Origin of the sequence: Rhodopirellula halodulae (assembly GCF_020966775.1) — a bacterium.
In the GTDB taxonomy this organism is placed as follows: Bacteria; Planctomycetota; Planctomycetia; order Pirellulales; family Pirellulaceae; genus Rhodopirellula; species Rhodopirellula halodulae.
Map to the genome: position 1 here is coordinate 110,751 of NZ_JAJKFV010000001.1, position 23,202 is coordinate 133,952.

The 23,202-nt window shown below is 57.2% G+C and carries 15 protein-coding genes; 11 read left to right on the forward strand and 4 right to left on the reverse strand.

The features are described 5' to 3' along the window. Positions 1-9: 9 nt before the first annotated feature. Complete coding sequence (locus tag LOC70_RS00385) at positions 10-3,519, forward strand: pyruvate carboxylase (protein WP_230251277.1); 3,510 nt, start codon at positions 10-12, stop codon at positions 3,517-3,519. 154 nt (positions 3,520-3,673) lie between these two features. After that, positions 3,674-4,900, forward strand: coding sequence for a pyrophosphate--fructose-6-phosphate 1-phosphotransferase (locus LOC70_RS00390; protein WP_230251278.1), 1,227 nt, complete (start codon positions 3,674-3,676; stop codon positions 4,898-4,900). Here LOC70_RS00390 and LOC70_RS00395 read toward each other — a convergent pair. From LOC70_RS00395 to LOC70_RS00405, 3 genes are all read right to left on the reverse strand, one after another. Beyond that, the gene (locus LOC70_RS00395; RefSeq protein WP_230251279.1) at positions 4,894-6,480 is read right to left on the reverse strand and encodes an acyltransferase family protein; all 1,587 of its coding nucleotides are present in this window, start codon (positions 6,478-6,480) and stop codon (positions 4,894-4,896) included. The genes LOC70_RS00390 and LOC70_RS00395 overlap by 7 nt on opposite strands. A 238-nt stretch (positions 6,481-6,718) precedes the next feature. Next, a complete protein-coding gene (gene pdeM / locus LOC70_RS00400) occupies positions 6,719-7,384 on the reverse strand; it encodes a ligase-associated DNA damage response endonuclease PdeM (protein WP_230251280.1) in 666 nt (221 codons plus the stop codon). After that, positions 7,384-8,598: a M24 family metallopeptidase gene (locus tag LOC70_RS00405; protein WP_230251281.1), complete on the reverse strand. Its 1,215-nt coding sequence runs from the start codon at positions 8,596-8,598 to the stop codon at positions 7,384-7,386. The genes pdeM and LOC70_RS00405 overlap by 1 nt, the downstream gene beginning before the upstream one ends. 465 nt (positions 8,599-9,063) lie before the next feature. Between LOC70_RS00405 and LOC70_RS00410 the strand changes: the two genes are divergently transcribed. The 5 genes from LOC70_RS00410 (at position 9,064) to LOC70_RS00430 (ending at position 16,089) form a co-directional block, all read left to right on the forward strand. Further along, positions 9,064-10,548 (forward strand): hypothetical protein, encoded by a 1,485-nt coding sequence (locus LOC70_RS00410; protein WP_230251282.1) that lies wholly within the window; start codon positions 9,064-9,066, stop codon positions 10,546-10,548. A 158-nt stretch (positions 10,549-10,706) separates the two neighbouring features. Further along, on the forward strand, positions 10,707-11,471 hold the full coding sequence (locus LOC70_RS00415) for an ABC transporter ATP-binding protein (RefSeq protein ID WP_230251283.1): 765 nt from the start codon (positions 10,707-10,709) through the stop codon (positions 11,469-11,471). Further along, positions 11,468-14,278, forward strand: coding sequence for an ABC transporter permease (locus LOC70_RS00420; protein WP_230251284.1), 2,811 nt, complete (start codon positions 11,468-11,470; stop codon positions 14,276-14,278). Before LOC70_RS00415 ends, LOC70_RS00420 begins: the two co-directional genes overlap by 4 nt. Before the next feature lie 222 nt (positions 14,279-14,500). Beyond that, on the forward strand, positions 14,501-15,247 hold the full coding sequence (locus LOC70_RS00425; protein WP_230251323.1) for an SDR family oxidoreductase: 747 nt from the start codon (positions 14,501-14,503) through the stop codon (positions 15,245-15,247). Between the two features lie 41 nt (positions 15,248-15,288). Beyond that, a complete protein-coding gene (locus tag LOC70_RS00430) occupies positions 15,289-16,089 on the forward strand; it encodes a haloacid dehalogenase type II (protein ID WP_230251285.1) in 801 nt (266 codons plus the stop codon). A 26-nt stretch (positions 16,090-16,115) separates the two neighbouring features. Here LOC70_RS00430 and LOC70_RS00435 read toward each other — a convergent pair whose 3' ends face one another. Then, complete coding sequence (locus LOC70_RS00435) at positions 16,116-17,195, reverse strand: DNA topoisomerase IB (RefSeq protein ID WP_230251286.1); 1,080 nt, start codon at positions 17,193-17,195, stop codon at positions 16,116-16,118. A gap of 198 nt (positions 17,196-17,393) precedes the next feature. On the opposite strand from LOC70_RS00435, the gene LOC70_RS00440 reads away from it, so the two are divergent. The 4 genes from LOC70_RS00440 to LOC70_RS00455 are packed head-to-tail and all read left to right on the forward strand — an operon-like array spanning position 17,394 to position 23,194. After that, positions 17,394-17,948 carry a sigma-70 family RNA polymerase sigma factor gene (locus LOC70_RS00440; protein ID WP_230251287.1) on the forward strand — a complete coding sequence of 185 codons (555 nt, stop codon included), beginning with the start codon at positions 17,394-17,396 and terminating at the stop codon, positions 17,946-17,948. Next, positions 17,945-19,357 (forward strand): FecR domain-containing protein, encoded by a 1,413-nt coding sequence (locus LOC70_RS00445; RefSeq protein ID WP_230251288.1) that lies wholly within the window; start codon positions 17,945-17,947, stop codon positions 19,355-19,357. Before LOC70_RS00440 ends, LOC70_RS00445 begins: the two co-directional genes overlap by 4 nt. A 48-nt stretch (positions 19,358-19,405) precedes the next feature. After that, positions 19,406-21,712 carry a PSD1 and planctomycete cytochrome C domain-containing protein gene (locus LOC70_RS00450; protein ID WP_230251289.1) on the forward strand — a complete coding sequence of 769 codons (2,307 nt, stop codon included), beginning with the start codon at positions 19,406-19,408 and terminating at the stop codon, positions 21,710-21,712. A 48-nt stretch (positions 21,713-21,760) separates the two neighbouring features. Continuing rightward, complete coding sequence (locus LOC70_RS00455; RefSeq protein WP_230251290.1) at positions 21,761-23,194, forward strand: DUF1501 domain-containing protein; 1,434 nt, start codon at positions 21,761-21,763, stop codon at positions 23,192-23,194. The last annotated feature ends 8 nt before the right edge of the window (positions 23,195-23,202 follow it).

The following is a 23,202-nucleotide window of genomic DNA, read 5'->3' on the forward strand; positions in this document are numbered from 1 at the left end:
CCCCACGCAATGGATGCCCCAATGACCGAAGCTGCCACTCGCTCAAAGCCTGCCGAAAACATTCGTTCCGTTCGCAAACTTTTGGCGGCCAACCGAAGCGAAATCGCAACGCGAGTGTTTCGTTCGGCGCACGAATTGGGTATTCGGACCGTCGCGATTTACTCGCACGAGGACCGCTATGCGCTGCACCGCTTCAAAGCGGACGAGGCCTATCAGATCGGTTCGCCCGGCGAGCCCATTCGGTCTTACCTGAACATCGATGCGATTGTCGCGTTGTGTTTGCAGCACGACATCGATGCGGTTCATCCGGGGTATGGATTTCTATCCGAGAACCCTGAATTTGCGAAAGCGTTGACCGATGCGGGGATTTTGTTTGTTGGCCCCAGCGAGCAAAGCCTGCGTGATTTGGGTGACAAAACGAGTGCCAGGCGGCTGGCGGAGATCGCGGGCGTTCCCGTTTTGGGCGGCACGGCTCAATCGGTCACGTCGGTGGAGGAGGCATCCGAAGCGGCCGACAAACTCGGCTATCCAATCATGTTGAAAGCTGCGAAGGGTGGCGGTGGGCGCGGGATGCGGGTGGTGATGACACCGGATGAGTTGGCGTCGTCATTAGAAGCGGCTCAGCGGGAAGCCAAAACCGCCTTTGGTAGCGACGAGGTGTTCTTGGAGCGATTTGTCCAGCGAGCCCGTCACCTGGAAGTGCAATTGCTTGGCGACCGGCACGGCAACTTGGTGCATCTCTACGAACGTGATTGCAGCGTTCAGCGGCGGCACCAAAAGGTGGTGGAACTGGCGCCCGCACCGAACTTGTCGCCTGAAATGCGCGAGGCAATTTGCCAAGCTGCTTTGAACATCGGCCGAGCGGTCGGTCAAGACAGCGGCGGTTATGAGAACGCGGGGACGGTGGAGTTTCTGCTGGATGTCGACAAGGACGAGTTTTATTTCATCGAGGTCAACCCTCGCATCCAAGTCGAACACACGGTCACCGAAGAAGTGACGGGCATCGACATCGTTCGCAATCAAATTTTGGTTGCTCAAGGCCACCAACTGCACGACGACGAAGTTGGTTTGCCGCCGCAGGAAGACATCCGCACGATGGGATTCGCGATGCAGTGTCGCATCACGACGGAAGATCCCGCGGCGGAGTTTCGGCCGGATTATGGACGCATCAGTCATTACCGCAGTGCGGCTGGCTTGGGCGTCCGGTTGGATGCGGGCACGGCGTTCAGTGGTGCCGTGGTCAATCCCTTCTATGATTCCATGTTGGTGAAAGTCACGGCGCGGGCACCTTCGCTGGCGGCTGCCGCTCGGCGGATGGATCGATGCTTGCACGAGTTTCGAATTCGCGGGGTGAAGACCAACATCCCGTTTTTGACTCGGTTGGTGAATCATCCCACTTTTCTGGCAGGCGAAGCGACCACGCGATTGATCGACACGACGCCCGAATTGTTCCGCTTGCCGAAACGACGCGATCGTGCGACGAAGTTGCTGACTTTTTTGGGGGAAACGATCGTCAATGGAAACTCGTTGGTCACGGGACGTCCCCCAGCGGTTCGTCGTGAACCCGCACCGGTTCCGGAAATTCCAACGTCAACCAAGCCGCCTCGCGGGACGGCTGATATTTTTCGCGAAGAAGGCGTCGATGGGTTGGTTCAATGGATCAAACAGCAAAAGGGATTGTTGCTGACCGACACGACGATGCGAGACGCTCATCAATCGTTGTTGGCCACTCGAGTTCGCACGGATGACATGCTGCGGATCGCTCCCGCTTATGCACACTTGGCGTCTCAATTGTTCTCGTTGGAAATGTGGGGCGGTGCGACGTTTGACACGTCGATGCGGTTTCTAAAGGAGTCGCCTTGGCAACGATTGGCGGATCTGCGAGCCGCGGTGCCCAATGTGCTGACGCAAATGTTGCTGCGTGCAAGCAATGCGGTCGGGTACACCAACTATCCTGACAACGTGGTGCGATTGTTCGTTCGCGAAGCAGTTCAGGCGGGAATGGATGTCTTCCGTGTGTTTGACGCGCTCAACTGGGAAGAGAACATGCGTGTCGCAATGGAAGCCGTGATCGAAGAAGGCGGCATCTGCGAAGCGTCGATCTGCTACACCGGCGATCTGCAAGATCCCGGCCGGACGAAGTATGGCTTGAATTACTACGTCGACTTGGCAAAGAAGTTGCAAGCCGGCGGAGCCCATCTGATTGCGATCAAAGACATGGCGGGTTTGCTGAAGCCCGCCGCTGCGGTCAAGTTGCTGCGTGCCTTGCGAGACGAAGTCGATTTGCCGATTCACTTGCACACCCACGACACGGCCGGCATTCAAGCATCGACGTTGATGGCCGCCGCGGGGGAAGGGTTGCAGATTGCGGATGCGGCACTTGCACCGATGTCAGGCGGTACCAGCCAAGTGAACTTGAACACGTTGGTGGAAGCATTGCGTTTTACCGACCGCGAATCTTCTTTGGAAAGCGAGTCATTGACGAAGCTTGCGACCTACTGGCAGGCCGCTCGTGAATTTTACAAGCCATTCGAAAGCGACGTGCTGCCCGCAACGGGTGACTTGTACGACCACGAGATGCCTGGCGGACAGTACACGAATTTGTTTCAGCAAGCCCGGGCGTTGGGATTGGCGGATCAGTGGGCGGGGGTGTGTCGAGCTTACGCCGACGTGAATCGTTTGTTTGGTGACATCGTGAAGGTGACACCGACCAGCAAAGCGGTTGGCGATATGGCTCTCTTCCTGGTCGCGAACGAAATGTCGGCAGAAGAGGTTTTGACCACGGACAAAGCGTTGGCATTTCCGGCGAGCGTGCTGGACTTGATCGGTGGTCGCATGGGGCAACCGCCGGGAGGTTTCCCCGAACCCGTGATGAACAAGATCCTTGGCGATCAAGCTCCGGTCCTGGAACGTCCCGGTGCATCAATGCCTCCGGCGGATTTGGAGGCGGCGAAAGCTCAGGCGGCGGAGCTGACTCAGGAAGCACCGAGCGATCGCGATGCCGTCACGTACTTGCTGTATCCAAAGGTCTTTGAAGAGTACGCCGAACATCGCAACAAGTACGGCGACGTTGCTGCCTTGCCCACACCCAACTTCTTTTATGGGCAGGAACCCGGCGACGAGATCGCGGTCGACATCGAACCGGGCAAGCGTCTGATCGTGAAGTACTTGGCCACAGGGCAGCCCTATCCCGACGGGACGCGAACGGTGTTCTTTGAATTGAATGGCCAACCGCGCGAAGTCGCGGTGGTCGATCGTTCGTTGGACGTTGATGTGAAGGCGGCGGTGAAAGCCGATCCGTCGGACTCAACTCACGTGGCCGCGTCGATGCCCGGCATGGTGATCACCGTCGCCGCTTCCGAAGGCGAAAAGGTGAAGGCTGGCCAAAAGTTGTTGGTCCTGGAAGCAATGAAAATGGAAACGACGATCAACGCGCCAGCCGACGGGGTTCTCGCGAAAGTCCATACGCCTCCGGGAACCCAGGTTGAAGCGGGCGACTTATTGGCGGTCGTTGAGTGACGACACCGAGTGACGCGGTTGAGTCCGCCGATTGCACTCCAATGCGTCCTCCGGTGCCGTTGTTCTGGTCACGGGGCGACGAAAACGGGAACATCCGATACGCTTTTGGGAAATTCCCGCCTCCTGGAACCCTGAGCAATCGGAACCTTCTACCATGTCGATCCAACGTGTCGGAATTCTTACCGCTGGTGGCTTGGCCCCTTGTTTGTCGTCGGCCATTGGCGCCTTGATCGAAGCCTACACCGAACAGGCTCCAGACGTTGAAATCATCTGCTATCGCTCGGGTTACAAGGGATTGCTGTTGGGCGACAGCTTTGTTGTCGATGACAACTCCCGCCGAAATGCGGGCATCTTGCACGAGCATGGTGGCAGTCCGATCGGCAACAGCCGGGTCAAGCTGACCAACGTGGCCGACTGCGTGAAGCGTGGTTTGGTTAGCGAAGGTCAGGATCCGTTGAAGGTGGCTGCTGAACGGTTGCAGTCGGACGGCGTGGATGTGCTACACACCATTGGTGGCGACGATACAAACACCACGGCGGCCGACCTTGCGGCATACCTCGCCAAGCACGATTACCAACTCACCGTGGTTGGGTTGCCCAAGACGATCGACAACGATGTGATTCCAATCAAGCAAAGCTTGGGCGCTTGGACGGCAGCCGAAGAAGGTGCCAAGTTCTTCGAAAATGTGGTGGGCGAGCACAACGCAAATCCTCGCATGTTGATCGTGCATGAAGTGATGGGACGCAATTGTGGTTGGTTGACCGCCGCCACCGCCGCCAAGTACCGCGAACGTTTGCAGAACCTGAACTTCCTACCCGAAATGGGACTGAGCCAAGAACGACGTGATGTTCATGGTGTCTATGTTCCGGAGATGGGGTTCGACCTGGAAGAAGAGGCCAAACGATTGCGAGCGATCATGGACGAGATCGATTGTGTCAACATCTTCATTTCCGAAGGTGCCGGCGTCGAAACCATTGTGAAAGAGATGGAATCTCGCGGAGAAAGCGTGCCAAAGGATGCCTTCGGACACTACAAGTTGGATGCGGTGAATCCCGGCAAATGGTTTGGCAAGCAATTCGCCGACATGTTGGGTGCCGAGAAAACGTTGGTCCAAAAGAGCGGCTACTTCAGCCGTGCGGCGGCGGCCAATCCAGAGGACATCGCTCTGATCGGTCGTTGTGCCCAGAAAGCGGTTGAATGTGCGATGCAGGGCATCGGCGGCGTCGTCGGTGAAGACGAAGACCAGAACAACGAATTGCGTGCGATTGAGTTTGAACGCATTGCGGGTGGCAAGCCATTCAATATCAATGCGTCGTGGTTCGGAGAGCTGCTTTCACAAATGGGGCAACCCAAAGGTGAGTTGCTCGAAACGTCTCACTGACTGACCAGTTGAGCCGCGACGACATCCGAATCCGAGCCGAGCGTGTTGTCCATGTTCGGCTCTTTTCGATTGCGTTTCCCGTTGAGCATCCAACCGACGGGCGTGTGACGCACAAACACTTGGTAGCTGATCAGCAACGAAACGCAGGCAACCAAACTGACCACTGCGAATTTAGTTAGGAGCGAAACGTTCCAGTCTCGTACCCAGTACTGCAGATACATCACCCAGGGCAGGTGAGCCAAATACAGCCAGTACGACGAGTCCGAGAGGTATCGCATCGTTGGGCTGGGACGGGCAAAGAGCGATCGAAACAATCCCATCATGCCGAAGGAGACGGTCCAGGCATAAGTCGCTTGAATCATCAGCGAACCCAGCAATCCCAACCCGCTCATTTCATTTCGGATGGTCCACCCCAGTCCCAACAGCAGCGTGAGCGAAATCGGCAGTGTCCACTTCCAGCTTCGACCCAGTTCGCCAGCTTGGTCGTTCGCGTCGTAATAGATCGCGCCAAATCCAAAGAACAACGTGTAGTAGATCAACACGGATGGATGCGGGATCAGTCCAACCGAGGTGGCAGGCCCGAATCCCTGGTGCTCCATGAAATAGCTGGGCAGCATGGTTAGCGGAACCAACCACAACAAACAGGATGGCCAGCGAGTCCAGGTCACCGCGTTCCAGCGGACTCGGACGAATGTGGGAATCGCGATGGTGGCAATTGCGAAGCCTGTGACCAGGAAACAAAGAAACCACAAGAACCAAAGGTGGCCGGTCAAAGGGAAATCGAACAACAGGAACATCAGCCCTTTCCAGTCCGCTTCCGACATTTCGCCCGCCGCTCCGTTGGTTGGAAGCGTGAGTGATTTGCCCATCATCGAAGCGATCTCTTGCCGGCCCGTTTCGACTTCTTCCTGAACCAATTCTATTTGCAGCATTCCCGCAACGAACTGCGTGGTGTCCCACGGAGCACGCATCACATCGATGGGACGTTCCCCTTTGTGGTTCGCTTGCTCAGGGTCCGCACCATGATCCAGCAGCGTTTGTGCGATGTCGTCTCGGCCGAGGAACGCCGCAACTAGGAACGGTGTGTCGCCTTGGTCGGACCTTTGATTGACATCGGCATCCGCACCCAAGGCGGCTTCCACCGCGGCCAAATCGTCTTGCAAAATCGGCGTGAACAAATCCTTCTCATCGACGGCTTTGGCCACCGTGGACGGGTGAGCTTGGATGTATCCTGAAACGATCCACATCGCCGGAATGATGGTGCACATGCCAAGGACCAGCGGCAATCCAATGCGAAGCATTCGATGCTCGATCAGCTTGGAAAGGCCACGTCGGCGAAACAACATCATCGTGAAGAAGCCGCTCAGCAAAAAGAAAAGCGGCATTCGGAACCCGTGAATCATCGCGATGAAAACGGAGACCGCTGAACTGCTTTGGGTGTCCTGGACAGGCCAGCCGCGCCCGGCGTCGGGGGCGTAGGCAATTGACGCATGCAAGAAGATTCCCAGCAACATGGCAATGCCGCGAAGGGCGTCCAAATCATGTCGTCGCGACGGAATGGATGGGATGGATTCGGACACGGTTCTCGCTTTGGACGACCATCATGCATGTTATTGAGGCCTCACGCGCGGAGACCTCGTTTTCAAAGGCGCTTTCAAAGATGCAGACGCTTTCGAGGACAACATCTCTCAAGAACAACATTCTGCACGTCAATCCGACGCATCTCATCCTCGGATCAGTATCGCACTGTAACGCTTTGCAGGGGCCTCATGTGACCAAAGTCAAATGAGCCGAGCCCAGGTGAGCAAACGCGGCAAATCAGACCGCGAGCACCTGACCGTCGGCGATGACCCAGATGCGATCGGTGTTTTTGGGCGAGATCTTCATGGTTCCGGTGAATCGCCCACAGGCCGGCAAAACCAAACAACCGTTGGACCACCAAAAACATGGCAATTTGCCCGTGGTCTCGCCGCCGGTGTTCAGCACGTGGGCCGGATGCAGGTGGCCGCTGACCAACAAGTCCGCATCGCACGGCAGGTTGCTTGGTTCATGGGTCATGGCGATCGAATCCAAGTGGAACGTGCCTTCGACCGTATCGATGGGCCAATCTTTGGGCAGCTGACCGACCGCGCGATCGTGGTTGCCTTCGATCAATGTCACGGCAACATTGGAGTGACTTCGCAGAAAGGCTTCGAACACGGTGGTCGCGTCCAACGACAGCGAACTGCGGGCATGGAACAAATCACCAATGATGAACAGTTCCGTCGCACCACTGGCGTCCAACATTTCCGACACGGCTCGCAGCGTGGCACGGCTGGCTCCTGTCGGCACGCCGATCCCGTGACGCCGGAACGTGGCGTCTTTTCCCAGGTGCAGGTCCGAAACCATCAATGCTTGATGCTCGGGCCAATGCAGTCCGCCACCGGCGAAAAGCTCCAGATTATGGCCCGATAGTTCAATGCCCAGCGGCACCGAAACGGGCATCAGTTTGGATTCCAATCCAATCCCATCTGTAATTGGTTCAAGTTGACAGGTCCGTCCGAAGTCACGACCAACATGTCTTCGACTCGGACTCCTCCATCTTGACGCCCATACAGCCCAGGCTCGACCGTGAAAACTTCACCCGCGAGCATTTCACCTCCGCCGTGGTCAAGCAAGATCGGTTCGTGCACCTCCAAACCGATGCCGTGTCCCGTGCCGTGTTGAATGGAGGGAGCGTCGGTCAGCTCCCCACGCGAAATCGGATAGCCTCGATTGACCAGCACCGCTTCCACGGCCAATTGGACTTCTTCACCCGTTCTTCCTGGGAACAACACGGACTCAGCGGCTTCTTTGGAGGCGACGACCGCTGCGTGCATGGCCCGCACGTTTTCCGATGGCGTGCCGTGGACCACGGTTCGTGTGCAGTCGCCGTTGTAGCGGGTCGCTTCGTCTCGCGGAAACAGATCCACGATGATTGGGTGACCGGTGTACAAATCCCCGCTGCCCCGATGATGACAGTCGGCGGAATGAGGCAGCGTCGCGGCGATCGCACCGTGGCTCATCGAAAATTCCAGCTTCATGAACGCTTCCGCGGCCATGGTTCGTACCCGTTCGCTGGTCAACGGTTGACCGTCGAGCATCAAGCGTCCTTCGGAGCCAACGTCCGCCGTCGCGATGGTTTCGCACATCTGCCGCATGACGACTTCGGTGACCGCTTGTGCCTTGCGGAGCGAATCAATTTCTTGATCGGTTTTGACTCGCCGGTCCAGGACGCCCAATTCGTCATCGTACGAAATGGCAATCCCGGCTTCACCGAGATACCACGCGTAGATCAGCGGGAACGCTCGGTCGACCACCACGTGATCAATCGATTGCAATTGCAGGAATCGTGCGACCGATTGAGCGGATGCCGTCTCGCGATCGCCGCTGGCCGTTCCCGTGGCCGGCGGGAAGTCAGCCGGGCAATGAACTTTGTCCAGCCGTCCCGCGGCTCGTGTGCGATCCATTTCCAGATCACGAACGATGCCAATGTTCTGCCCATCCGGCAGACGGATCCAAGCGGCCGGATCTCCCAATGGCAAACCCAAACGACGAAACAAATTCGCGTTTCGATCGGCCAAGCCCGCCATGGCTTGAGGCAGGGAAGCATTGGAAGAAGTGGTTGCGGAACCGCTGGTCGAGTCGCTCGCGGCGACAATCAATTTGGAGTGAATCATGCCTCCACATTACCCGACCAAAGATGGTCTGCCGAGTGACCGGTGGGGCATGCTAGCCGAACGAATTTGGATGCGTGGTCTGGCTCCCAAAATGCGGGACAGCGGGTGTGAAGGGCTCGTTGTGACTTCAATTCACTAGCGTTTTGGAGGGACGCGATGCTGGCGCACGAGGCAAGGCACGAGCCGTCACAGTTTCGCTAACTGGTTCGACCCCATTGAGCGGGAGGAAAAACGCCTGCATGCGTTCTGGGGGATGGAGCGGTCGCGTCGCTCGTGCCGATCGCTAGGACCGATGTTGTTGTGATGCGACTGCGAGACATTCCTCGGGATGTGCACGCAGCCAATGAGCGTTCCAACCCGTTGCCATCATCCGTTCCAAATTCGCGAACCAACTTGCTGGATAGGCTCACGATTGGTTTCCCACCAACGTGATCGTGTCGTGACTCGATTTCAGGAGCCCATCGCGTGACCGCTTCCACCGCCCTCAACGCAAACGGACATGCCGCATCCGCCACTCAAGTGGCTGTCGCGGGACAACGTTTGCGACGACGCCGGTGGATCCTTGCTGTCACGCTCGGGCTGACGATCAGTTCAAGCGTCACGGGCTGGATTCGCGAATCGAACGCGGGGTTTCCCGAGATGGTGGAACGGGTGGGACGCTATTGCGGGTGCAGTTGGGGCGATGGCTATCACACCTGTCACGGCAGCGGGATGCGTCCGTTGGCCAATTTGCCACCGAAGTCTTATCCGGCTCGTACCGGTCATCTTGGCGAAAAAGTGTTCGGTTGCCAGGCCTGCCAATCGAGCCAGTGCAATGGGAGTTGCGACGCGTCGATTGCATCGCGACGGGGGGCCTTTGGCGGATATTCCATGTTGAGGCCGGCCCAGTTGCCGGCGACTCGCCAGTCAACTTTCTACGATCGATTCGACGAATATTCACGCCGTGTGAGTTTCCAGTCCGCCGCACAAGAAGCGGGCGTTTCCGCCGTGGATCCGATCTTGGATCACGAAACCATCGAAGGCCGCTACCGCACCACGCACTCGCCACGGTTTGAATTGAATGCTCAGCATGTGGTCGAACTGCAACGTGACGGCTACTCGGTGTTGGCTGACGAACCGTCGGCAGACGAAGGTGAAATGAGGGTCACACCACCGGTGTCTTCCAGTGTCAACGCCGCGCCCATGCCCACGACCGTCGACCCGGTCGAAGCGGAGGCACATGCCGACGCTGATGCAGTCTTGCCATCGCATCAACTGACGCAGGAAGAGATTCAACGTTTTCGTGACTACCACGAACATCGCCGATTGGAGAAGAAGTATCAGAAGTATTTGATCGATCCCGAACAAATCGATCCTTACCAAACCTTTGGCGGTCCGCCCGTCGGCAGCGAACAACGTCGGCAATTGGACGAACAAAAAGTCGACGCTTTACTGAAAGAGCGAAACGAGTCTTCTTCGTCGGACAAAGAGTCCGGCGGGTCAGAAGACATCCTGCCCAGTCCGAGTGACTTGTTGAAAGACATGTCCAAGTCTCCAACTCAAGGCGCGGTATCCGATTGGAGATCTTCACTGGATCGTTCTTCCCAAGCGACTTCGAATTGGGGAGGGAATTCGGACACGCAGTTTGAGATGGACGACGTTCCGCTGGACGAACTGTTGCCCGCGTATCCCGAAGAAGACGATCCGGATTTGCATTTGTTGCCGGCGGAGCCTGTTCGGGCCATGCGATCGGCCACGGACGCACTCTCGCAGCCTTCGCCGGATGATTTTGGCGTTGCGTCACCACGGCAGTTCATTCGCCAGCCGGCCGATGGATACTCAATCAGTCCCGACTCCGTCAACGACGAACCCGCCTTGGATGGCTCAGTCATCGTTAGGCAACCGGTGAACGGTCCCGCCGAACAGGTCGCGGAAGTTCCCGCTTTCCATTTCATTCGCCAGCCCCGCTAGCGGACGTTCGTCCTGGCGGGTGTCGCAATATCCGTCGCACCCGATGGTTTTCCCGTCGGATGGTTGCTTGCATCTCGAATCGGTTCATAACCGAAGCACGCGGAGTGAAACCTCCTCCGCATTTCGACGCATGCAGTGATCGCCTTGGGAACGGACAAGTGACATCAACCGACTCTTCGAAGCCTCTCCACGTCCAGCAAGTCATCAAGACGTATCAGCAAGGCACCTCCAAGGTGCATGCTCTCGATCGAGTCAGCTTGACTGTTGAGCCGGGTGAGTTCGTGGCCATCATGGGTGCCAGCGGTTCGGGCAAGAGCACGCTGCTTCACGCGATGGCTGGGTTGATCGATGTCGATGGCGGAACGGTGACGATTGCTGGTCAGGATTTGTCTCAGTTGGCCGACGGACCGCTCACCCGATTCCGCCGGGACAACTTGGGGATCGTCTTTCAGGCTTACAACTTGATTCCCAGTTTGACCGCCGAAGCCAACATTCGCTTGCCAGCACCGAGAAAAATGGGCGGCGGGCTTGATGCCAAGGTTGATCGGTTGTTGCAGCGGTTGGGCATGATTGAACGTCGGCATCACAAACCGGGAGCCTTGTCCGGTGGTGAACAGCAACGCATTGCAATCGCACGGGCGCTCATTTGCAATCCTGCGATTTTGCTGGCGGATGAACCGACCGGCAGTTTGGATTCCGTCACGGGAACACAGATTTGTGAATTGTTGCGGACATTGGTGGACGATGAACGACGTTCGATCGTGATGGTGACGCACGAACCACACGTCGCTATGTGGGCCGATCGGATTTGTGTGTTGAAAGACGGCGCAAACTTGGCGGAGATCCAAACCGATGGGAATCGTGATCCGCAAACCGTTGCCCGCCAGTATCAAGAGGCTCTCGGTGGTGAGGTGCTCGTATGAGCAAAAGTCTTTCACTGGCAGTTGCTTTTCTTCGTGAACGCAAGTCGCGGACAATGCTGACCACGATCGCCACCGCGGCGGCGGTGAGCATGGTCATTTGGGTGACGTGCAGCTATGAAGCTCTGCATAAAACCTATGATGAGTACGCCAATCTGGCGCTCGGTCGATACGAACTCGCGATCGCTCCGATCAGCGGCGAGCCAGCGGACTTCGTTTCTGCCGAAGCGATCCAGCCGTTGCGTGAAGATCCCGCGGTCAAAGCCATCGATCCGATGTGGGCGGGCCGCATCGCAGTCTTTGAGCTGCAAGATCAACTGCTGCCCGGCGAGATGCCAAACGGTGGCGGTGGATCGGGTTCCGGTTCCAACAGCCCGCTGTCGTCGCTGATGTTCTTCGGCACCGACGCGCCAGAACCCCCCTTTGAAATGGCTGGTGGTGAGTGGCTGGATCCTTCCGATGAGGCGATCGAAAACGGAACAGCGAAGATTGTCCTGCGAGCCGATGTTGCCGAACGTCGGGGGCTCAAAATCGGCGATACGTTGACGTTGGAATTGCCTCGGGCGAACCAAGCGGGTGAGAATTCGTTGGTGGTCAAGATTGGTGGACTGATGAACGCACCGACTTTGTTTGGTGGCGGTTCGGCGGGCATCCCTGTTCTGACTCCCAGTGTTGGCCAAGCGTTTGTGCCGGCCTCGCTGGTTGAACGAATCACTGGTCAGCCATTTCAAATCAGTTTGTTGGGCGTTTCGGTGGAACCGGAAGCCGATATCAACCGGTTCCGTTTTGCTTGGGCACCTCGATTGAGCGACTACGCGGTGCCGTTGCAGTTTCAACAAGCGTTCGAGATCGAAGAGGCACTCGATCAAGCCTCCGCCGCGCAGAACGTTCGGCTTCAATCGTACGCCGCCACCGGGGTGGCGATGCTGGTCGCCATGTCGGTCATTTTCTGTTCGCTCAGCATGGGTGTGACCGAACGCATTCGCCAGTACGCAATTTTGCGGGCGGTTGTGATGACGCGGGGTGAAGTCGCCTTGTTGATTGTTTTCGAAGGGCTGGTACTCGGGATTGTTGGATGGGTCGCCGGAATCGGGTTGGGCTGGGGGTTGCTGAAGCTGGTTGAAAACCTGTTCAGCGAATTGCTGTACCACGGTGTGGCTTTCGGCCCAAGCAGTCTGACCTTGTCGACCATCGCTGCACTCGGTGGCGCGTTGTTGGCGTCGATCGTTCCGGCGTACCAGGCGACTCGCGTGAAGCCGGTTGATGCGATGGCACCGCGTCAATCCATGACCGAGGCAAACCAGATCGCTGGTCCGAGTCTTGTCATTGGGTTGGCGTTGCTCGCGATTGGGCCTTTGCTGACCTTCGTCTTTCCACCGAGCGAACGTGGCATCTATGTGGCCATGGTGGCGAGTTTCGCTTCCACCGCGATTGGATTTGTGGTCTTGGCACCGTCAATCGTGGTTTTGGTCGACCGCCTGTTTGGCCCCGTGCTGGCTCGGTTGTTTGGCATCGATCGGGAGTTGTTGGCCAGCCAAGTGACCAACAACATTTGGCGGACCGTTGGTGCAGCGGTTTCGATGGCGTTTGGTTTGGGGTTGTTCGTGGGTATCCAGGTTTGGGGATTCACCATGTTGGAAGCCTTCGTGCCGGGCCCTTGGACGCCCGATGCGATCGCAATGATCCAACCCGGTTTGTCGCCCGAGAAAGTGGACGTGATCGCGGAGTTGCCGGAGGTGGACGAAACGCGATGCTTGCCGCTGGTGGTGGAACAGCCCCGTTTGGTGGATGACATCACCGGCAGTGCCGATCGGCCATCGGTCATTCGCCAAGACAACGTGATCATGGTCGGTTTGGATCCGGTGGGGGCTTTTGTGGGCAAGAAGTCATCTGGAAAAAAGCCTCTGCTCGAAATGGAGTGGGTGGCCGGAGACGCCGAGTCGGCCGTGGCAATGATGACGAAAGGACACGCCTGCGTGGTTCCGGATCACTTTTTGGAAGAGACGGGGTTGCGAGTGGGTGACACGTTGTCGGTGGATCCACCCCGGGACGCTGGCAACACGGCGACGTACACCATCGTCGGTGCGGTGAAGCTCAAAGGTTGGCACTGGCAAACGAAGTTGGCGGGGCTGCGACCGAGAACCCACCGCTCGGCCGCGTTGGTTTTCGCGGACTACCAATCCGTGGCATCGGATTTCGATCTGCCGCTGGCATCGCATGTTTGGTTCGCTTATTCGAACAACCATGCCGATGTGGAATCGATCCAGACAGCAGCCACGGAGTTGGTGGAATCGATTCACGGTCCCAGTACGGAGGCCAGCGAGGTCAGTGCCAAAGTGGTCTCGATCCAAAGCATTCGTGACCGGCTGCTCAACGGAGCCCGGCGTTGGTTGTGGATGATCAGCGTGTTGCCATTGGTAACGCTGTTAATCGCGTGCATCGGTGTGTTGAACGTGATTGTGGCTTCGGTGCGCGCACGGCGGTGGGAGTTTGGTGTGCTACGTTCGATCGGCTTCACGAGCGGCGAACTGGCCCGCGCGATTTTGGCCGAAGGTTTGATGATCGCACTGGTTGCTGGCGTGTTGAGTGTGGGCTTTGGGATCTTGAGCGGTTGGTGTGGTGCGGGGTTGGCGCAATACGTGAGCTTCTTTGGTGGACTGCATCCGCCGATGGTGATTCCGTGGATGCCGATTCTTGGCGGTGTGATTTTGGTGGGCGTGCTGGGGATCGTGACCGCCGCGTGGCCCGCGATTTCCGTTCGCCGATCCCGGCCAATGGTGCTGCTGCAATCAGGTCGAGACTTCACCTAATCAACTGGATTTCGTTGGCTTGGCTCGCGGTCGTGCTTGATGCCACGCCCGGCCCTGCAAACGCTGACCATCTCGGTTGGCATGATCTTCGCTGCGTCTGATTCTGGCGGCATGCCGGAACGAGGGGCCTGACGGAGTGGTTGGCCTTTTGTTCATTCCATGGCATCGACAAATGAATGACCAATGAACACTGCTAACCAACAGCGAATGAAGGGGAGTCCGATGGGATTCGATATAAAAGACAAAGTGGTTCTGGTGACCGGTGCGAACCGAGGCATTGGAAAAGCAATTTTGGAGGAGGCTTTGACTCGCGGTGCGAGCAAGGTTTATGCGGCGGTTCGACGGTTGGAATCAGCCGAGGATCTCGTCGCGGAACACGGCGACAAAGTCGTCGCCGTGCACTTGGATTTGGATGATCCGCAGTCCATCGTTGACGCCGCGAAAACCGCAACGGACGTCGATGTCGTGGTGAACAACGCAGGCGTTTTGCGTTTGCAAAAGGCGTTGGAATCTGACGCGATTGAGACGTTGCAGTTCGAGTTGAATGCGAACGTCTATGGTTTGATGCGTGTGGCTCAGGCCTTTGCACCATCGCTGAAAAGCAACGGTGGCGGAGCGTTGGTGCAACTCAATAGCGTGGCATCGGTGAAGGCATTCCCTGATTTTTCGACGTATAGCGCCTCGAAAGCGGCAAGCTACTCAATCACGCAGAGTCTTCGCGAATCGCTCAAAGAACAGAACACGCAAGTGGTCAGTGTGCATCCCGGACCGATCGACACCGACATGGGTTCGGACGCTGGGTTTGACGAGGCTGCTTCGCCGCAATTGGTCGCCACTTCGATCTTCGATGCGATCGCGGAAGAACGCTTTCACGTCTGGCCCGATCCAATGGCCGAACAGATCAACTCGGCCTATCAAAGTTTCGCGGAGCAAGTCGTCGAAACTTCGATGGAAGAGTCGCCAGCCTAGTGCATGTGATGCCGAGTGTGCTTGCTAGTCTGGAGTTCACCATGACGAGGTTGTTGATTGCGATCGCGGTGGTCGTTGGTGCATTGAGTAGTACATCGCTCGCGATTGCTCAGACTCCCGACGCTGCATCCGATCAGCTCACCACATCGGAGGATGCCATGGAGACACCAAAACTACTGATCTTTGACGTCAACGAAACACTGTTGGATCTTGCTCCGTTGAAGACTTCGGTGGGCAAGGCGTTGGGCGGACGTGACGATCTGTTGCCGTTGTGGTTCTCGACCATGCTTCATTATTCGTTGGTTGAAACGCTGAGTGATCAGTACCACGACTTTGGCGAAATCGGAACCGCGGCATTGCTGATGGTTGCCGAATCGCAAGGTGTTGAGCTGACTGAAGAGGAAGCCAAGCAGGCGATCATCCCCGTCATTCGCTCGTTGCCTCCGCATCCTGACGTGGTGGCAGGCATCCAGCGTTTGAAGGAAGCGGGGTACCGGATCGTCAGTTTGACCAATTCATCGTCGGCCGGCGTGGAAGCTCAGTTTCAAAACGCAGGGCTGACCGACTTGTTCGAGAAACGCTACAGCGTGGATGCGGTTGGCAAGTTCAAACCGCACCCAGACACGTACGCTCATGTCCTCGCCGATCTTGGCGTGAAGCCCGGCGACGCAATGATGGTGGCTGCCCACGCATGGGACCTCGCCGGTGCGGAAAACGCCGGCTTGCAAACCGCGTTCGTCAAACGACCGGGTAAGACGCTGTACCCCAACGTCAGCAAACCGGACGTGATCGTCGCTGACTTGAATGAGTTGGCGGGCAGGCTCACATCAAAAGCGAATTAGCAACGGATCAACGGTGTTCCCACTGGTCAGTTAAAATCCAATTGCGGTAGCAACGCGTGCATTCGAGTTTCGGCAATCGTCAGTTCACGGACTGATTCGGCGGGCAGTTTCTTGGAAAGTACTGGCAGCTCGCCCGTCTCGAGTGCTGCGATCAATCCTGGGTGAATGTAGCTCGAACGGCAGACCGCTTTGGTGTTGCCCAGTGATTTCGCGACGCGGCAGATCACTTCGCTAACCGTCTTCTTCAGCGAACGTTTCGCGTCCTCGCCGAGCAGACGCTCACCTTCTTCCAATGCGATCACGCTGCCCCACCAAGTGCGGAAGTCTTTCGCCGTGACGGTTTCCCCGGTCGCCTCGTACAGGTATTCGTTGACGTCGCCGGATGTGATTCCATGAGCGACATCGAGATCGTCGAGATATTGGAACAAGAACTGTCCCTCGATCTCTTCGCATTGCTCGATCACGTGGGCGACTTTGGCGTCGGAAAATTCAACGTGCCGCGTTTGATGGCTTTTGCCGGGGAAGTCCAAGACGATCCGGGTGCGGTCGATCTCAACATGATCGGCTAGCAACGTCGTTGCCCCATGGGCTCCGTTCGTTTTCGCGTAGGCACGATTGCCCACTCGCAATTGCCCTTTGTCCAACAGTCGCACCACCGCGGCCAACACGCGATCACGCGAAAGTAATGGTTCGTTGAGATCACGCCTCAACCTGCGCCGCAATCGCGGCAACCGTTCACCAAAAAGGGACATGCGATCGAACTTGGTCATCGCACTGACCATGAGCCAACGTTCGTGATAGATGTATTGCCGACGCCCCGCATCGTCGACGCCGGAGGCTTGGATGTGACCTCGAGGATCCCGACTGATGAAGACATCATTCCACGCGGGCGGGATCACCAGCGATTCAATCCGTTCGCGAGTTTTTTCGTTGGTGACTGTTTGCCCACTGGCGTCCAGGTAGGTAAATCCTCGTCCGCAACGTCGACGTGTGTAGCCCTGGTCCGCCGCGTTGACATAGACCAATCCCGCTTTCGCGGCCCTGCGACGGCCCGGCCTTTTCGCGGGCTGCAGCGTGCCTGCGGGTTGCAAAACGGTAGTGCTCATTGGCGATGAAAGCGACGATGAGTGAAGACGAACGAGAATGAGACGAAGGAAATTGAACCGACCGGGCAAACGCAAATACCGGGCCGGAAATTCCTCGCCGACGTCTCGGCACGTACGAAAACGGATGTATTCAAATGAATCGCAAAGAAATTTCAGATTCGTTGTCACCTTCGCTCGTACGTGACTATCTCAAGGTGTATGGCAGACTCTCCAGCAATAATCGAAGACGACGAGATGGTGGCGTTGATCGCGAAGCACCAACCGATGCTGCGTGCGGTCATCCGAAGCATGGTTCCGGGATACGTTCCCGGGCACAGCGACGGCGATGACGTTTTGCAAGAAACCAACATGGTTCTGTGGCAAAAACGTGACACGTTCGCACCGGGGTCTAGCTTCCCTGCCTGGGCCGCCACGGTCGCTCGCCTGCAGGTCATGGCGTGGCGGAAACGTAGCGCGACGCATCGAGCGATGACATTGGACGACGACGCTTTGATCGACGAAATCGCGTCCCGAGCCGCGGATTTGGCCGACGACATGGACCAGCGTCGTGAGGCGTTGCAGCATTGCTTGGCGGGTTTGACCGATGAACAACGTGAGTTGGTTCAGCAACGTTATTTCAGCAAGGACTCGCTGGTGGATTTCGCCGCCCAGCGAGGGCTGACTTATCCGACACTCAAGAAAACGCTCGAGCGGGTACGAACACGGTTGCGAAAGTGTGTTCGCTTGCGTCTGACCGCGGAGGCTTCCTCATGACAACACCGAATTGGGAATCGCTGCTCAGCCGTGTTCAAGACGGCGAGTTGTCGTTGGAAGAGAAACGTGAACTCGAACGACTGCTCCGCGAAGACGAGGTTTCGCTGGATCAGTATCTCGACGCGATGACGCTCGATGTGTTGTTACAAGAACACCATGATGAGGAGTCCATCGCGAAACCATTGGCGCATCTGGCTGACCAAGCGACCGAGACAGGCGCCTGGCGGACTGCGGTGTTGGCAATCGCCGCTTCATTGATCTTTGTCGCAGGTTGGTGGACGGTGCAAACCAGCGATTCTCCGTCATCGAGTCGAGCGGGACGCGTTGTGACGGGGCCACGGGTTGTATTGGCAAAGGGACAAAACGCCGAGTTCGAGATGCCCAGCGGTGTGCAGGTTCGGCTGCGTGGACCGGCCGCGTATCAAACGCTAGGGGACAACCAACTTTCGTTGACATCCGGATTGTTAACCGCGAACGTTCCGCCGCAGGCGACCGGGTTTCGAGTCGTCACGCCCAACGGTGACGTCGTCGATCATGGAACCGAGATCGGTGTGATGGTCGATGAACTGCAAACTGAGTTGCACGTGTTCGAAGGACAGGCGGAAGTCGTGCTGCCGCTCGATGGTGTTTCCTCGATGGTCGGTGCCAGCGAAGCGGTTCGCGTGAATCATCCGAATAATGCCGGCTATGAGCCAATCTCGATTCGACCAACCTTGTTTGGCAAACCGATCAAGACCGCTTCCTCGAGAATTCGATTTGATTTCGATTCGCAGGACGACGCTTGGACGCAAACGCAAACCGGTGTTTTTGCAGATCGTGGTGACGATCCCGCGAACGAATTGACTGCTGGACAGAGCCGGTACGAGATGCTGGTCGGTTTTATGAAATTGCCCGCCGCTGAAGACAAGGTCGGATCGTTCCACGACAGCCCGTTGCAGTTTGCTCCGCAATCGGGCGAAGGGCGCGTGTTGCCACTGCCGTTTCACTTTCGCGATTCGATGTCGAGCCTGCGTTTGACGTCGCCTCCGTTTCGGCTGAACTCAACTGACGGACCGATCACCGCGTTCATCACCGGTGGTCGTGGGCAAGCTGAAACGCCGCCCGACTTTGTGCATGAGTTGCCCGAACAAGCGGACGGAAAAGGCTTCCTCGGATTGGCACTCCGCCGCGTTCGCGATGGCCGCTACCTGTGCAGCGTTCGCCGTCGACCAGGAAACTTCTACGAGTGGGCACCGGTCGAGATTTCTGAGTCAACACTCGCCAAGGCAACCGAAGGTGACGCCGCCGATGAAGTCTACGTGTTGGATTTGATCGACACGTATCAAGACCCAAGATGGAGTTGGATCGGTTTGGACACGGTGTCCATTCCTGGTCGTTTATTGCCTAGCCGCACAACCGACGAACAGTAACTCGACGCTCGAGGAACGATGCGAATTCAGGATTTGAAAACGATACCGATGTGCTATGCCCGTATGACCCGGCGGATGGTTTGCTTCCTCGCCGTGGTTGTCTGCTGGCATGGGACTTCCGATGTGGTGGCCGAGACACAAATTGATTTTGGCGTGGATGTTCTGCCAATTCTCTCGGACGCGTGTTTTCATTGTCATGGGCCAGACGAGAACACTCGCGAAGCGGGCCTTCGTTTGGACACGCAGGACGACTTGCTGTCGATGGTGTCGGCTGGTGATCCGGACGATAGCTACTTGATCCAGCGGATCGTTGCGGAGGATCCCGAGGAGCAGATGCCTCCCGCCGATAGCCATCGGCAATTGAAGCCGGCCGAGAAACAAGTGCTGGTTGAATGGGTGAAGCAAGGTGCGAGCTGGTCAGGCCATTGGGCGTTTGAACCAATCGAGAAGCCTAAACTTCCGGGCGTCGATGGCGATTGGGGACGTAACGAGATCGATTCATTCGTCCAGGCAAAGTTGATTGAGAAGTCATTGACGCCTTCGCCCGACGCGGACGGACGAACGTTGCTTCGCCGGGTTGCTTTGGATGTGACCGGATTACCACCGCGCGCCGACGTCGCGGAAGAGTTTTTGAAAGCCGCCGAACACGACCTCGACGCGGCCTACGAAACGTTGGTGGACACACTGCTTGCATCGCCCGACTATGGCGAACGCATGGCATCGGTGTGGATGGAGGTGGCTCGGTTCTCCGAAAGCGACGGGTATCAACTCGATCAAGTCCGTACGCAGTACCCGTGGAGAGATTGGGTGATTCGGGCGTTCAACGACAACATGCCCTACGACCAATTTGTGTTGGAACAAACTGCCGGAGATCTACTGCCCGGCGCGACCGAAGAGCAAATCATCGCGACGGGATTCAACAGGAATCACGTGCTCAATGGCGAAGGCGGCGTGGACCCCAATGAAACTCGGATCGAAGTCGTCGCTGACCGAACCGAAACAACCGCGACGGCGTTTTTGGGACTGACAATCGGTTGTTGTCGCTGTCACGATCACAAGTTTGATCCGTTGAGCCAAGAAGACTACTTCCGGTTTTTCGCGTACTTCAACAACGTCGATGAATCGGGCAAGGCCGGACACAACGCCAACCCGTTCTTGGAACTCGAGGTGTCGCCGGAGGATCGTAAACAAGCCGAACGATACCAAGCCAACACGAAACATCACCACATTCGTTTCCCAGAAGGCAACAAGATCCGAGTCGCGGTTTTGAAGGATCGTTCGGGCGAGCCACGCAAGACATTCATCTTGAATCGAGGTGCCTGGGATCAGCCGACGCGTGAGGTGACGCCCGCACCGCCGGCTTCGTTGCCCTCGCCGGATGGCCTGCCGCCCAATCGACTGGGACTGGCCCGTTGGATGATCGACGACAGCAATCCGTTGACCGCACGCGTGGCCGTGAATCGGTACTGGGAACTGTTCTTCGGCCGCGGCATCGTCACGACCCAAGAGGACTTCGGCGTGCAGAGTGCTCGACCGAGCCATCCGCGATTGTTGGATTGGTTGGCCGCCGACTTTCGTGAAAACGGATGGAATGTCAAACGCCTGATCAAACAGATCGTCACATCCTCCACCTATCGGCAGTCTTCCGTTTGCAACGAGAAAACTCGCACGATCGATCCCGACAATGTTTGGTTGGCTCGCGGTGCTCGGTTTCGTCAACCATCGTGGATGCTGCGGGATCAAGCCCTGGCGGTCTCGGGCTTGCTGAGTCCTGACATGTTTGGACCCTCGGTGCGGCCCTACCAGCCTGAGAACATTTGGTTCACGCCGACGGCGGGCAAAATTCGCTACGAAGCCGATTCGGGTGACGAGCTTTATCGAAAGAGCCTGTACACGTTTTGGCGACGCACGACTGGCCCCGCCAACATGTTTGACGCAAGTCCACGACGGGTTTGTGAAGTCAACGTGAGGCGAACAAACACGCCGCTGCACGCCTTGGTGACGCTCAACGACGTGACGTTTGTCGAAGCCGCCCGGGTGTTGGCTGACTGTATTTTGGACTCACTGGATTGGAACGGCGAAGACCGATCGCATAGTCGGGCGTGGATCGATGCGGCATTGAACGAGGTTTCAGAACGTGTGTTGTTGCGAGACCTCGACGGGGCCGAACGCGAAATGCTGAGTTCGTTTGTCGCGGAAACGATCGAGCACTATCAAACACATCCTGAGCAAGCCGAGGTGTTGCTGAGTTTTGGCGAAGCTCCACGCGGGGGCCACGACGCCGCGATCCACGCTGCTCTGACGAACGCCGTGTTGCTGATCATGAACACCGACGAGTCGCTCAGCCATTTTTGACGACGTCCCCGCGTGTATCTGAAAACGAACTCGATTTTCAATAAAACCATGTCGAATCCATCTCTCACAAATTCCTTCTACCTTTCGCGGCGACACTTTCTCGGTGCCACACAGCTTGGCATCGGCGCAGCGGCGTTGGCTCGGATAGGGCTGGGCGGATCCGTATTCGCCGAGGGCTCGTCCGGCGGCAGCCATTTCCCTGCCAAAGCCAAACGTATCATTCACTTGACGATGTCTGGTGCGCCGTCGCAGATCGAAACGTTTGACCACAAACCGCAACTCGAACGTTTCAACGGCACGGAACTGCCGGATTCGATCCGAATGGGCCAACGCGTCACCGGGATGACCGCGAATCAAAAGCAGATCGTTCACGGCAGTCTGCACAAGTTCCAACCGTACGGGCAATCTGGCGTGATGTTGAGCGAGCATCTGCCGCACACGGGATCGATTATCGATGATCTTTGTTTGGTCAAGTCGATGTCGACCGACCAAATCAATCATGCACCGGCGATGACGTTCATGCTGACCGGTCATCAAATTCCCGGCCGACCGAGCATGGGAGCTTGGTTGACTTATGGACTTGGCAGCATGAATGAGGATCTGCCCGGTTTTGTGGTGCTCGCGTCCAAAGTCGACAATGCGGCGGGCCAACCGCTCTACGATTACTACTGGGGTCCAGGCTTCTTGCCGAGCAAACACCAGGGCGTGATGTTGCGGTCTGAAAAAGACGCCGTGTTGTACTTGAACAATCCGCCAGGGATCCCGCGCGAGGTGCGGCGGGGCATGTTGGATCGGCTAAAGGAGATGAATGCGATCCAGTACGACGCGTTTGGTGATCCGGAGATCCAGACGCGGATCGCTCAGTACGAATTGGCCTATCGGATGCAGCAATCGGTTCCTGAGCTAACGGATTTGTCAGAAGAAACCGACGAAACGTTTGAGCTGTACGGTCCCGATTCGCGAAAGCCGGGCAGCTTTGCGGCGAACTGTCTGCTCGCCCGTCGTTTGGCCGAACGTGGCGTGCGACACATTCAATTGTTCCATCCGGGTTGGGATCACCACAGTTCGATTGATTCCAAGCTGAAGGAATACTGCCGGGCCACCGATCAAGCCAGCGCGGCACTGGTCAAGGATCTGAAACGCCGAGGCATGTTGGACGACACGTTGGTGATTTGGGGTGGTGAGTTCGGACGCAGTCCCGTCATTCAAGGCGAGATCGGGAAGCCGAACGCAGGCCGCGACCATCATCCGCGATGTTTCAGCATGTGGATGGCCGGCGGTGGAGTGAAGCCGGGAGTGTATGGTGAAACGGATGACTTCTCATTCAATGTGGTCTCTGACCGCATTCACATCCATGACTTGCAGGCCACCGTGTTGCACTTGATGGGAATCGATCACGAGCGGCTGACGTTCCGGCATCAGGGCCGCGCGTTCCGGCTGACGGATGTCCACGGTGAAGTGGCGCACAAGATTCTCGCTTGATCGAAACT